Genomic DNA, 14047 nt, shown 5'->3' with positions numbered 1-14047 from the left:
ATAAATGTTGAATCGTATTTCTAGCTTCCACAACTACCAATCTGTTCAGAACGACTTGCGCCGTCAAGAGAACAAAATACATCACAACCAAGCACAACTTGCTTCCGGTAAGAAGTTGCAGTCTCCAAGTGATGATCCTCTTGCGACCCACTATTTACAAAATATTGGTCAGCAATCAGAGCAGCTTAAGCAATATAGTGACGCAATCGTCTTGGTTCGTAATCGATTGGAGCATCACGAAGTATTGGTCTCCAACACCGAGGGTTTTGCTGATGAGGCAAAACGAACCGTGATGGAAATGATTAACGGTGCGCTTTCTCCAGAGGACCGTTTAGCGAAGAAACGTGAGATCCAAGAGCTATCAAATAATTTTCTGCATCTAGCTAACTCTCAAGATGAGTCGGGTAACTACACGTTTGCGGGTACTAAGCCGAAGAATCAACCCTTCTTTAGAGATAACCAAGGTAACGTCAGCTATCAGGGCGATGACTATCAGCGAAAGATGCGTGTAGCGAGTAGCTTCGAGATGGCGATGAATGATCCGGGCAGCAAGTTATTTATGGAAATAGATAACCCGTTTGGTGATTACGAACCTCAATACGAGCTTGAACCTGCTTCTGAATTACTTTTGGAACGTGCGACGAACTCAGCTGAAGATGGGTCAACGTATAAAGTGACGTTCGTTGATATGCAGACAGGAAATTATGCTTATCAACTTGAAAAAGATGGCGCAGTGGTGGCCGCGGAAGACTTTGATCCTTCGATTGGCATTGTCTATGAAGGGCTGAATATCCAAATCAAAGGCCAAATCACTAAAGGTGATTCGATCACCTTAGAACCGCGAGAGACTTTCTCTATCTTTGATACGTTCAAAGAGGCGGCTGAGCAGGCTGAAAACCCGGTATCGGATGCATCAGCAACAGCGAAACTGCACCAAGTAACCGAAGAGTTCCACGCTGCGTTTATCCATTTGACCAAGGCGAGAACCGATGTTGGTGCGCGTTTAAGTACGCTAGATATTCAAGAGCAACAGCATGAAGATTTTAAGTTGTCTTTAGCCAAAGCAAAAAGCAACTTTGAAGACTTGGATTACTCGAAAGCCATCATTGAGTTCAATGAAAACTCACGAGCATTGCAAGCTTCTCAGCAAGCGTTTGGTAAAACCAAAGACCTGACCTTGTTTAATTATATTTGATAATTAATCGGTATTTAGTGGTGAACGAACACTCACCATTGAAGTTAGATTCTTTGCCATATGTGCTATGCCGTATGCGCGAATCACTTCAACCTTTGCCGGTTTTTTATACAGGATATCATCTGTTTGAGAATAGCGGCAAAAAGCGGCAATGGGCGAATGAAGATACTTTTTGTTCCCCAAGCTAGTTAAACCAAATCGAGTTAAGTTTTAATTTAAGTGATTGATTTTATGTATATTAAAAATTAATCAAAACAGTATTAAACTTGGCATATAACTTGTATCTGTGTTGGTCATACAATGATTTATACAGATCTTAAACCTTGCATAGGGTTTAGCGAGTAATACACGGTCAGTGCTTATCCATATGAGAGTAAAGCTGGCCGCTTCGCAGAAAATTTGCGAACTCATAAGGAGAGCAAAATGGCTATTAATGTAAGCACTAACGTTTCTGCTATGACAGCACAACGTTACCTGAATAAAGCGTCTAATGATTTAGCGACTTCTATGGAACGTTTGTCATCAGGGCATAAAATCAACAGCGCGAAAGACGATGCAGCCGGTCTGCAAATCTCTAACCGTTTAACGGCGCAATCACGTGGTTTAGACGTGGCAATGCGTAATGCCAATGATGGTATTTCAATTGCACAAACCGCTGAAGGCGCGATGAATGAATCAACCAACGTACTACAACGTATGCGTGATCTGGCGATTCAATCATCAAACGGAACTAACACCGCAGCGGAACGTACAGCGCTTAATGAAGAGTCTTCAGCACTTCAAGATGAGCTAAACCGTATCGCGGAAACGACCTCGTTTGGTGGTCGTCGTCTGTTGAATGGTTCATTTGGTGAAGCATCTTTCCAGATTGGTTCTAGCTCTGGTGAAGCGATGATTATGGGACTCACTAGTGTTCGTGCTGATGACTTCCGTATGGGCGGTACTACGTTCGATTCTGAAAACGGTAAAGATAAAAGCTGGGAAGTACCGCCAACCGCGAGCGACCTTAAGTTTGAATTCAGAACCAAAGCGGGTGAAGACATCGTTTTAGATATCAATACCAAAGCGGGTGATGATATCGAAGAGCTTGCTACTTACATTAATGGTCAATCTGATCTTGTGAACGCATCGGTTACCGATGATGGTCGCATTCAACTATTTGTTGCTGAACCTGACCTTGACGGTGCAATGTCGATCTCTGGTGGCCTCGCATCTGAGCTAGGTATTAAGAGTGAAGGCCGTGCAACATCGGTTCAAGATATCAGCCTGACTAGCGTTGCAGGTTCACAAAACGCAATCAGCGTGATTGATTCTGCAATGAAGTACGTAGATTCACAGCGTGCTGATTTGGGTGCTAAACAGAACCGTCTAAGCCACAGTATTAATAACTTGGCAAACGTTCAAGAGAACGTAGATGCTTCTAACAGCCGAATCAAAGATACGGACTTTGCGAAAGAGACGACGCAAATGACCAAATCACAAATTCTGCAACAAGCAGGTACTTCGATACTTGCTCAAGCAAAACAGTTGCCTAACTCTGCAATGACACTATTGCAATAGTTATTGGTTGAACTTGCTGTTCGTGTTCAGACGTGAGCCATGCAGCAAGGGATACTGGCAAGCATACTTACTATGAGTGTTTAGCTCTCTCATCTCTCACCTGCTATTCATTTTTACGGTAAGAATGCAACGGCGAGTCAGAAATGTGTTCATTTCTCGATGATCTCCACACAGGCTCTGACCTGCCAACTAGCCCCGGTTCTCTCAAAGGAAAAGGGGCTTTTTCCTTTCTGTTTTTTATTTCTCTGTTTTCTATCTTTTTGCTTTCTACCTTTTTGTTTTCCTGTCTTTTGCGTTTCCCGCTGGCTTCTAACTTTAGATTTCTGAACCTTCAGTTTCAATTCAACCCATTTTATTCGTTACAAATGCTTTCCTTGGCTAGATAAATTGCACAGTTTTTAAGCCCATCTGCGATCTTTGGTGATTGATCATTTCTGAGCGTTGACCAACTTGAACGGCAGTTAGCGTATTTTTTGAACAAGTTAAGATTTATACCCGATTAACCCCTATCGCCTTTTTAGAAAAGTGTTAAATTTAACTTACTGATAATTAATGATTTAATATTTTATTTGTGGTTTTTTTAAAGTTTTTCTAAAGCTTCGGGATTTTGAGCCGTTATTAAATGTAACTTTGAGAGAACTACTTGGTTTTCCGAGACGTCGGAAACCGCTATACCGGAAAATCAATTGGAGAAATCACCATGGCAGTGAATGTAAATACCAACGTTTCAGCGATGACAGCGCAACGTTACCTAAACAACGCAAACAGCGCACAACAAACATCAATGGAGCGCCTAGCTTCAGGTTCTAAAATCAACAGCGCAAAAGATGACGCTGCGGGCCTACAAATCTCTAACCGTTTGAACGTTCAGAGCCGCGGCCTTGATGTTGCTGTTCGTAACGCGAACGACGGTATCTCTATTGCACAAACTGCTGAAGGTGCAATGAACGAGACAACCAACATCCTGCAACGTATGCGTGATTTGTCTCTACAATCTTCAAACGGCTCAAACTCAAAATCTGAGCGTGTAGCGATTCAAGAAGAAGTAACAGCACTAAACGACGAACTGAACCGTATTGCGGAAACCACGTCTTTTGGTGGCAACAAGCTGCTTAACGGTACTCACGGTACTAAATCATTCCAAATCGGTGCGGATAACGGTGAAGCGGTAATGCTTCAACTGAAAGATATGCGCTCGGATAACGCTCAGATGGGTGGTAAGAGCTACCAAACTGAGAACGCGAAAGACAAAGACTGGAACGTTCAAGCTGGCGCAAACGACCTAAAAATGTCGTTCACTGATAACTTCGGCCAAGCACAAGAAATCGATGTGTCTGCGAAAGCGGGCGACGACATCGAAGAGTTAGCAACGTACATCAACGGTCAACAAGACTCTGTTAAAGCGTCTGTAACTGAAGACGGTAAGTTACAAATGTTTACCGGTAACAACAAAGTTGAAGGCGAAGTGGCATTCTCTGGCAGCCTTGCTGGCGAACTAGGCATGCAACCTGGCAAAGATGTAACCGTTGATACTATCGACGTAACATCAGTTGGCGGCGCACAAGAATCTGTAGCAGTAATCGATGCGGCACTTAAGTACGTAGACAGCCACCGTGCTGAACTGGGTGCTTTCCAAAACCGTTTCGACCACGCTATCAGCAACTTAGACAACATTAACGAGAACGTTAACGCATCTAAGAGCCGTATTAAAGATACCGATTTCGCGAAAGAAACGACTCAGATGACTAAGTCTCAGATCCTTTCTCAAGCATCAAGCTCGATTCTTGCTCAAGCGAAGCAAGCACCGAACTCGGCACTTAGCCTACTAGGTTAATCGATTGAAATGCCACGTTGACACGTTGGTTATAAGCGTTGTTTATCACAAGCGCTGTTGATCATAAACGTTAACGTTAGGCTTCCACAAATTAGCTCGTGGTGAGAGATGAGCGCTAAACAGACCCAGCTTCGGCTGGGTTTTTTATTGCCTGTAATTTGGCGAAGGTGTATTTGGAAAAGTGCAATGTTGGTAAGCAGGAGCAAAAGCGAGATTCCCTATCACGTTCGTCCCCCGCTGTAGGGAATGACGGAATGTAAATCAACAAATTAAGCCGTTATTCGTTATCCCAGAATCGAGTTGAACGAAATGTCAGGGATCTTTTTTTATTTTTATATTCAATGCCATGCTCATTAATCTAAGACGACGGGAAGTTTTAGCGAATGTCGCCCTATTAATTGAATCCTGATCACATTTTTTCTTGTTGTTGAAAATAATACGAAAAAACTCGCAATTTTTATTAAAGCTTCTAATTAAGGGGCCGTTAAAGGGATTGAGAGAAATGATATGTACCAATGTAAGGTGAGAGAGACACTGGTGCATAAACAAAATTGACATGTATTTGTGTGAGGTGAGAGTCACATAAGTACATTAAAAAATGCCTAAAGGAGATCAACTATGGCGATTAATGTAAGCACAAATGTGTCTGCAATGACGGCTCAGCGCTACCTAAATAGCGCGGCTGAAGGTACTCAAAAATCAATGGAGCGTTTGTCTTCTGGCTATAAAATCAATAGCGCAAAAGATGATGCTGCAGGCCTACAAATCTCTAACCGCTTAACGTCGCAAAGCCGTGGCCTAGATATGGCTGTGAAAAACGCGAATGATGGTATCTCTATTGCACAGACAGCTGAAGGTGCAATGAATGAGTCAACTAACATTCTGCAACGTATGCGTGACCTTTCTCTTCAATCTTCAAATGGTTCAAACAGCAAATCTGAACGTGTTGCGATCCAAGAAGAAGTTTCTGCTCTAAACACAGAACTTAACCGTATTGCTGAAACGACCTCTTTTGGTGGTAACAAGCTTCTTAACGGTACTTACGGCAGCCAATCTTTCCAAATCGGTGCAGATTCTGGTGAAGCAGTAATGCTGACTATGAATAACATGCGTACTGACACTCAAGACATGGGTGGCAAGAGCTACGGCGTTACAGAAGGCAAAGATGCTTCTTGGCGTGTAGCTGCAGGTTCTGATCTGACTATCAAATACAACGATAAGTTTGGTGAAGCACAAGAGTTGTCTATTTCTGCAAAGGAAGGCAACGATATGGAAGAGCTAGCAACTTACATCAATGGTCAGAGCCAAGACGTTAAAGCGTCTGTTGGTGAAGGCGGCAAACTGCAACTTTTCGCTTCAAGCCAAAAAGTTGAAGGTGATGTTGAGTTCGGCGGCAGCCTTGCTGGTGAGCTAGGTATTGGTGCAGCTAAAGACGTTACTGTTAACGACATTGACGTAACATCGGTTGCTGGCGCGAACGAAGCGGTATCTATCATTGATGGCGCACTAAAATCTGTAGATAGTAACCGTGCTTCTCTTGGTGCTTTCCAAAACCGTTTTGATCATGCAATCAGCAACTTAGACAATATCAACGAAAACGTTAATGCATCTAAGAGCCGTATCAAAGATACCGATTACGCGAAAGAAACAACGGCAATGACGAAGTCTCAAATCCTGCAACAGGCGAGTACTTCTATTTTAGCTCAAGCAAAACAGTCACCATCAGCAGCTCTAAGCTTATTGGGCTAAACTTACCTTGGTAAGTAGCGGTAAACTCTACTTTGGTAGGGTTTTACTGTTTGGCTCATAAAGGAGGGAGGGAGAGTGTTATGGAAATACCATCCAACGCATCGAACATCCAGCCTTATGGCTCACCTAATGGCATTAAATTTGCAAGCGATGAAGGTAGTAGTGCGTCGAGCACTTCACGACTGAAAGAAGCAACATCTTATGGCAAGGTAGAAAAATCGAAAGAGCAAGCTACCGAAGCGGCGATTCAATTAGCTCAACATCGACAAGAGTTGAACGATGAAGAGCGAGTCAAGATGGTAGAGAAGGTAAACGAGTTTATCTCCTCTCTCAACAAGGGTGTTGCCTTTAAAGTCGATGAAGAGTCGGGGAGAGATGTGGTTACCATTTATGAGACCACAACCGGTGATATTATTCGCCAGATCCCTGACGAAGAAATGCTTGAAATTCTAAGACGCTTAGCAGCCCAAAACTCAAATAGTAGAATATTTGAGGTGAAGGTTTAAGTCGTATTATTGAGGTGATTTAATGAGTTTTGGCCCAATGGGGATTTCGTCTGGCATGGATATCAATTCCATGGTCAGCAAAATTGTTGATTCGGAGCGTGTACCTAAACAGCAACGAATTGATAATGAACGAACGCGAATCGATACCAGCATTAGTGCCTATGGAAGACTCAGAGAATCCCTTGATTCGATGAAAAACCTGATGACAAACTTTCGTCAGGAAAAAGCTTTTGCTGTGCGAACAGTTGAAAGTACCGATGAAGGTCTTGTCTCTGCAACTGCGACTACCGAAGCGATCGCTGGCAAATATGCCATCGATGTGTTGCAGCTTGCCCAGAGTCATAAAGTGGCTTCTGATGTACTGTCAGAGGACATGAAATTTGGCCCAGGTAAGCTGCAGGTTTCGCTTGGTGATGACAGCTTTGATGTGCAAGTTGGCGACAGATCGAAACTTATCGATGTCGTTAGCAGTATAAACGGCGCGGATAGCAATCCAGGCGTTCGTGCATCTATTATCAATGATGTCGAAGGCCCACGACTTATTGTTGCCTCGAACCAGTCTGGTTCAGATCAGCAGATCAGCATTAATGTAGAGTCTGATGCTGCTAACCCTCTAAAAAAACTCGAATACAAAACTCTAGAAGAGCGCGTGAAGGCGCTTGAGAAAGCGCGCCTTGCTGCTCAAGATGTTCTTGCTCTAACCCCTGCAGGAAAAGCCGTTGAACTCATCGATGAAACGATCGCTAACGATGACCCAAATGCGAGTGAACAACTCGATGAAGACGGCAATGTTATCCCTGCAACCCAAACAGATTCTGCCTCGGATGTTGACGGAGACTCTCAAAGTCTTAGCTACGGCGAGCAAGCTGCAGCCGATGGTCAAGCTGCCCTAGACGCAGCTCAGGCGTCAAAGTCTGTGATGCCCGAAGACAATATCCCAGGTTGGACTGAAACAGCCTCAGGAACTCTTTTAGATTCTTACTACACACCAGAACTTGAGCTTGATGAAAAAGCGATAGAGAAAGCGCCCGATGTGCCTGGGTGGTCAAATGCTGCCTCGGGAACTCTGACCGATTCATACGTGACGCCGAAAGAAGCTCAGCAAAAGCTTGAAGCTGAACAAGCGCGTATCGAAGATCAAATTTCACAAGAAAAAGCCGATCTGGCTGAGAAAGTTCAAAAAGGCGAATTGACCGCGGAACAAGCCAAAAAAATTGAGCGTGCGAAATTAGAACCTGAAGAGCGTGAACTTTTAGAGAAAGTCGATAAAGCGCAAGCTGACCTCAAACAAGCACAACAGTCTTTTGATACCTATAGCGGTATGGCTGAAGTTCAGGCAGGGCAAGATTCAATGGTCGTTCTAGACGGCGTTGCTCAGCTATCTAGTAATAACAATGTGATTGAAGATGCCGTTGAAGGTATCGATATTACGGTGAAAGGCAAAACGCCAAAAGATAAGCCACCGGCCGAAATCGGTGTTGAGTACGACCGTAATAGTGTGCGCCAAGACATTGAAGCTTTCGTTAACTCTTACAATCAGTTTTATCAAGTGTCTAAGAACTTGGCGGGCGTTGATCCAACGACTGGTCAAAAAGGGCCGCTTTCTGGCGACAGTACTGTACGTAATGCCGACTCGCGACTGAAAGGGGTGTTCTCATCAAGTATTGAAGGTGCGCCTGACAATCTCAAATCTTTGACCGAATTTGGTATCACGACCACAAGGCAAGGCTCGTTAGAAATTAACTACGACATGCTTGACCGTCAACTTAACAATAACTTCGATAAGTTGGGTGAGTTCTTTGGCGGCAACAACGGTTTCGCCAAAAGAGTGGAAGATGCGATTCAAGGTATCACAGGTATCACCGGTTCGATTCGTACTAGAGAAAAGAGCTTAGTCGAACAAAACTACCGCTTGGTTGATGACCAAAGTTCACTCGATCGCCGCATGGATAGTCTAGAAAATCGTACACATTCTAAGTTTACTGCCATGCAAGATGCGACTAGCAAGATGCAATCCCAGCTGGGAAGTATGATGAATGCGTTGGGCTAATAGATGAACAACCAGCTACAAGAGCTTTGTGAACTCGATCAATTAATTATCTCTAAGCTTGAATTTAATGAAATTAATGCTGAAGAAATAACGCGGCTTGTCGATAACAGAGAACAGTTATTGCAAAACGTGCTTCAAATAATCGACTCACACCCCGACGTTAAGCAAAGTTCTGAATGGTTTGAAGCCATAACCAGAACCAGAAAATTAGTCGAATTGATGCAGTCTGAGACGAGTCGAGTAGGTAAGACCCTACACAAATATCGTCATGGTGCTAAATCAGTTCAACAATACAAAAAGTTTTTATAAAAGAGGTTTACTATGCGCGGTTCTTTACAGGCATATAAAAAGGTATCAGTGGATAGTCAGCTAACAGCTGCCTCACCGCATAAAATTGTACAAATGCTAATGGCAGGTGCTATCGAGCGCTTGATTCAAGGTAAAGCTGCAATGCAAGCGGGCAACATCCCAGTGAAAGGCGAGCGACTTGGTAAGGCTCTGGATATCATTATTAGCCTACGTAGCTGCCTGTCTATGGACGATGGTGGCGATATTGCGAAAAACCTAGATCAACTTTATGAGTTCATGATCACGCAAATTTCTGCGGCAAATCACAAAAATGACCCACAGCCTATTGATGATGTTATCGATATTATCCGCGAAATTAAGAGCGCTTGGGACCAAATTCCGAACGAATATCACAACTTGACGTCTGCTGACGTAGGTATTTAAAGAAAAACTGCTGTTTTAACCAATCTCATATCCCTTAATTGGTTGGTTGCCTTATTTTTTTAATCAAATAAAATAGAAGCCATTAGATAGCCTAATGGCTTTTTTCGTTGCTGATTTCCTTAATTTGTCCACGTAGACCATAATCATTGATACTTTTCTCTGTTTTATCGATTACGTCGCTCACCGTTTTTCTGCATCGCACCAAAATAAAGGCAATAATTCCTACTTATGCAAGGTTTGGCAAAACTGCTTGTCGTCGACGATAGCGCTCAAGATCGTCACAATTTAAGCACAATATTAGAGTTTGTAGGAGAGAGCTGCGAAGTAATCAGCTCTGAACAAGCACGTAAAGTTGACTGGTCACTACAGTGGGCCGGTTGCATTATTGGTACCATTAAAGGTAAAGGCTTCAACGCATTACTGAATGAAAAGCTTGTTCACGCCAATCACATCCCTTTACTGGTGATTGGTAAAAACAATCACCCGGTTGACGAGCTAACTAACTATGTTGGTGAGCTTGAACTTCCTCTTAACTACCCGCAATTAAGTGATGCATTAAGGCACTGTAAAGATTTCTTAGGCCGCAAGGGTGTTCAAGTGGTGTCTTCGGCACGCAAGAACACACTGTTTCGCAGCCTAGTAGGGCAAAGTGCTGGCATTCAAGAAGTACGTCACTTAATTGAACAAGTCTCTTCTACGGAAGCGAACGTGCTGATTCTTGGTGAATCTGGTACCGGCAAAGAAGTCGTAGCGCGTAATGTTCACTATCACTCTAAGCGCCGTACAGGGCCTTTCGTGCCAGTCAATTGTGGTGCTATTCCACCAGATTTACTCGAAAGTGAATTGTTTGGTCATGAGAAAGGCGCATTTACTGGTGCGATTACCGCACGAAAAGGCCGCTTTGAATTGGCTGAAGGTGGCACACTGTTTCTTGATGAAATTGGCGATATGCCAATGGCAATGCAAGTTAAGTTGTTGCGTGTGCTGCAAGAGCGCTGTTTCGAGCGCGTAGGTGGTAACTGCACCATTAAAGCTGACGTTCGTGTGATTGCGGCAACCCACCGTAATCTTGAAGATATGATCGACGATGACTCGTTCCGTGAAGATCTTTATTACCGCTTGAATGTATTCCCGATTGAAATGCCGGCGCTTCAAGACCGTAAAGAAGATATTCCCCTGTTGCTTCAAGAACTAATGACTCGAATGGAAGCGGAAGGCAGCATGCCTATCTGCTTTACCGCTCGTGCTATCAATTCTTTGATGGAGCACTACTGGCCAGGTAACGTTCGTGAGCTAGCGAACCTCGTTGAGCGGATGGTTATCCTGTATCCGAATAGCTTGGTTGATGTGAATCATCTACCCACTAAATATAGATACAGTGATATCCCTGAGTTCCAGCCTGAATTTAATCGCTTTGTGTCGGAAGAAGAGCAAGAACGTGATGCACTTTCTGATTTGTTCTCAGAAGATTTCAGCTTTGATCAGCAAGATGATCTTGCCGATAACGCGAATGCGCCTCAAGAGTTACCACCAGAAGGTGTTAATTTGAAAGAGCTGTTGGCGGATATGGAAGTGAACATGATTAACCAAGCCTTGGAAGCGCAGGGTGGCATTGTTGCCCGTGCTGCAGACATGCTTGGAATGCGCAGAACCACTCTGGTTGAAAAAATGCGTAAGTATAATCTACAGCGATAGAGCTCAGATTCGTGTTCAGCGGTATCAAATTAAGACGGGTGTTGAGTTAAAACATCGTTTTGATTGAGATAGTAGATAGGGCATAGTCGAGTTGTTGCTTGCTTAACTATGTGATAAATATAGCAAATAGCCTGACGCGTGTTTTACGTGTCAGGCTGTTTTAGTATTTGAGGCAAATTTTTGACATGCACGAATCAGAAAATCAATCACACCTAGATTCAGTTGAACAGCAGGTTGAGCGCTATAAGCAAGTGCTTGATGTGATGCCTGCTGGTGTCATCTTATTAGATACTCATGGGGAAGTAAGAGAAGCTAACCCAGAAGCGCACCGTATTCTTGGTGTTGAGTTAGTTGGTGAGAAGTGGTTTTCGGTGATTCAAAGTGCCTTTGACCCTAAAGACGATGATGGGCATGAGATTTCACTAAAGAACGGGCGTAAAGTGCGTTTGGCGATTTCAGCCTCTACTACTGGTCAGCTTATTCTGATCACCGACCTGACAGAGACTCGTCTACTGCAGTCTCGCGTTAGTGACCTTCAGCGCTTGTCTTCATTAGGTAGAATGGTGGCCTCGCTTGCCCATCAGGTTCGCACGCCGCTCTCTAGTGCGATGCTGTATGCATCAAATCTTGCCGCGCCAAACCTGCCGCCGGCAACAAAAACGCGCTTTCAATCTAAGCTTATGGATAGGCTGCATGACTTAGAGAAGCAAGTGAATGACATGCTGTTGTTTGCTAAAGGTGGCGATAACAAGGTAGTGAAGCCATTTACCGTCGCTGAACTGATCACTGAATTTCACCCAATGGTGGAAGCAGCATTAAAATCGAACCAGATTGATTACTGCCAGGAAGTGGAAGGCGAAGAGACTCAGATGTTTGGCAATGCTAACGCTATAGCTTCTGCTCTGAGCAACCTAGTTTTGAACGCGGTTCAAATTGCGGGTAAAGAATCGCAGATTGATGTTTTTTTTAGGCCCGTAAACGGCGAGCTTAAGATATCCGTACAAGACAGTGGCCCCGGCGTACCGAAAGAGCTTCAAGGTAAAATTATGGAACCCTTCTTTACCACTCGTTCGCAAGGTACGGGTCTAGGTTTAGCCGTTGTACAAATGGTCTGTCGAGCACATGAAGGTCGACTGGAATTGATATCAGAAGAGGGGGATGGCGCGTGTTTTACCATGTGCCTGCCGCTGGAAAGAAGCGCTTCTACTGAAGACTAATAAGTTTAACTGAATTTACACTGGAGAATCCTATGGCTCAAAGCAAAGTGTTAATCGTCGAAGATGATGAAGGTCTACGCGAAGCCCTTGTCGACACTCTCGCGCTTGCTGGCTATGAATGGCTAGAAGCGGATTGTGCGGAAGATGCTCTGGTAAAATTGAAATCGAACTCCGTTGATATTGTTGTCTCTGATGTACAGATGGCAGGTATGGGCGGCTTAGCACTGCTAAGAAACATCAAGCAGCATTGGCCAAATCTACCAGTATTGTTGATGACAGCGTATGCCAACATTGAAGACGCCGTTGCCGCAATGAAAGAGGGCGCGATAGACTATATGGCAAAGCCATTTGCGCCTGAAGTACTGCTCAATATGGTGAGCCGTTATGCTCCCGTAAAGTCGGATGATAATGGTGATGCCATCGTTGCCGATGAGAAAAGCATCAAGCTAATGATGTTGGCCGACAAGGTGGCTAAAACCGATGCCAACGTGATGGTGCTAGGGCCAAGTGGTTCAGGTAAAGAGGTCATGTCTCGCTATATTCACAACGCTTCGAGCCGCAAAGACGGTCCGTTTGTTGCGATTAACTGCGCCGCGATTCCAGATAACATGTTGGAAGCAACACTGTTTGGCTACGATAAAGGCGCATTTACTGGTGCTATTCAAGCTTGTCCTGGTAAATTTGAGCAAGCTCAAGGCGGTACTATTTTGCTGGATGAGATCAGTGAAATGGATCTTAGCCTACAAGCGAAACTGCTGCGTGTGTTACAAGAGCGCGAAGTTGAACGTCTTGGTAGCCGTAAGAGTATCAAACTGGATGTCCGTGTTCTGGCAACCAGTAACCGCGACCTAAAGCAGTATGTTTCTGAGGGGAATTTCCGTGAAGATTTATACTACCGCCTGAATGTATTTCCAATTACTTGGCCAGCACTATGTGAACGTAAAGGTGATATTGAACCGCTTGCGAAACATTTGGTTGAGCGTCATTGCACCAAACTTGGCATGCCAGTTCCTGTTCTGTCCGAGCAAGCCATCACTAAACTTGTCAATTATCCGTGGCCGGGTAATGTGCGTGAACTAGATAATGTCGTGCAGCGCGCTCTTATTTTGAGTGAGCAAGAAAATATTTCAGGTGAGCACATCTTACTTGAAGGTGTCGATTGGCAAGACGCAAGTGGCCTACAGCAAATTGTTGAAGGTAACAGTGTTGCTGCGCCAGATATTAAGCCGATTGCTGAAGCGAACCCGATTGGTAAAATTGTGGCTGCTAGCGAAGGGCTTGGAAATGAGCTTCGAGATCAAGAGTATGCGATTATTCTTGAGACGTTGATCGCTTGTAATGGCCGACGTAAAGAAATGGCAGAAAAGTTGGGCATTAGTCCTCGTACATTGCGCTATAAGTTGGCGAAAATGCGCGATGCTGGAATAGATATCCCAAACTGAGGATAGATTAGTAGTGTCAGCTTTCTGACTAGTGTAATACGATATCTAGTCAATTTAATGTGTGGCA

The 14047-nt window shown here is 44.1% G+C and carries 11 protein-coding genes; all 11 read left to right on the top strand.

The genetic code is table 11. The features are described from left to right. Positions 1-4: 4 nt before the first annotated feature. The 11 genes from flgL (at position 5) to BCU75_RS12075 (ending at position 13980) form a co-directional block, all read left to right on the top strand. Positions 5-1195 carry a flagellar hook-associated protein FlgL gene (gene flgL, locus BCU75_RS12130; protein WP_076678107.1) on the top strand — a complete coding sequence of 397 codons (1191 nt, stop codon included), beginning with the start codon at positions 5-7 and terminating at the stop codon, positions 1193-1195. Positions 1196-1618: 423 nt separating this feature from the next. Beyond that, positions 1619-2755, top strand: a complete 1137-nt coding sequence (locus BCU75_RS12125; RefSeq protein WP_102474004.1) for a flagellin — start codon at positions 1619-1621, stop codon at positions 2753-2755. A 700-nt stretch (positions 2756-3455) separates the two neighbouring features. Next, positions 3456-4589, top strand: a complete 1134-nt coding sequence (locus BCU75_RS12115) for a flagellin (RefSeq protein ID WP_004736189.1) — start codon at positions 3456-3458, stop codon at positions 4587-4589. Between the two features lie 618 nt (positions 4590-5207). Beyond that, positions 5208-6338 carry a flagellin gene (locus tag BCU75_RS12110; protein WP_004736190.1) on the top strand — a complete coding sequence of 377 codons (1131 nt, stop codon included), beginning with the start codon at positions 5208-5210 and terminating at the stop codon, positions 6336-6338. A gap of 80 nt (positions 6339-6418) precedes the next feature. After that, positions 6419-6844 carry a flagellar protein FlaG gene (flaG, locus tag BCU75_RS12105; protein WP_004736191.1) on the top strand — a complete coding sequence of 142 codons (426 nt, stop codon included), beginning with the start codon at positions 6419-6421 and terminating at the stop codon, positions 6842-6844. 22 nt (positions 6845-6866) lie between these two features. Beyond that, positions 6867-8894: a flagellar filament capping protein FliD gene (fliD, locus tag BCU75_RS12100; protein ID WP_102474002.1), complete on the top strand. Its 2028-nt coding sequence runs from the start codon at positions 6867-6869 to the stop codon at positions 8892-8894. A 3-nt stretch (positions 8895-8897) separates the two neighbouring features. Continuing rightward, the gene (locus BCU75_RS12095; RefSeq protein WP_102474001.1) at positions 8898-9203 is read left to right on the top strand and encodes a flagellar protein FliT; all 306 of its coding nucleotides are present in this window, start codon (positions 8898-8900) and stop codon (positions 9201-9203) included. A gap of 12 nt (positions 9204-9215) precedes the next feature. Then, positions 9216-9626, top strand: coding sequence for a flagellar export chaperone FliS (fliS, locus tag BCU75_RS12090; RefSeq protein ID WP_004736194.1), 411 nt, complete (start codon positions 9216-9218; stop codon positions 9624-9626). Positions 9627-9854: 228 nt separating this feature from the next. Next, entirely contained in the window at positions 9855-11321 is a 1467-nt protein-coding gene (locus BCU75_RS12085; RefSeq protein ID WP_102474000.1) for a sigma-54 dependent transcriptional regulator, read from the top strand. A 185-nt stretch (positions 11322-11506) separates the two neighbouring features. Next, positions 11507-12538: a sensor histidine kinase gene (locus BCU75_RS12080; RefSeq protein ID WP_198592583.1), complete on the top strand. Its 1032-nt coding sequence runs from the start codon at positions 11507-11509 to the stop codon at positions 12536-12538. Positions 12539-12570: 32 nt separating this feature from the next. Continuing rightward, on the top strand, positions 12571-13980 hold the full coding sequence (locus tag BCU75_RS12075; RefSeq protein ID WP_102473999.1) for a sigma-54-dependent transcriptional regulator: 1410 nt from the start codon (positions 12571-12573) through the stop codon (positions 13978-13980). The last annotated feature ends 67 nt before the right edge of the window (positions 13981-14047 follow it).

Source organism: Vibrio splendidus (assembly GCF_002873455.1).
Classification (GTDB): domain Bacteria; phylum Pseudomonadota; class Gammaproteobacteria; order Enterobacterales; family Vibrionaceae; genus Vibrio; species Vibrio splendidus_J.
This window is presented reverse-complemented; position numbering and strand designations above follow the sequence as displayed.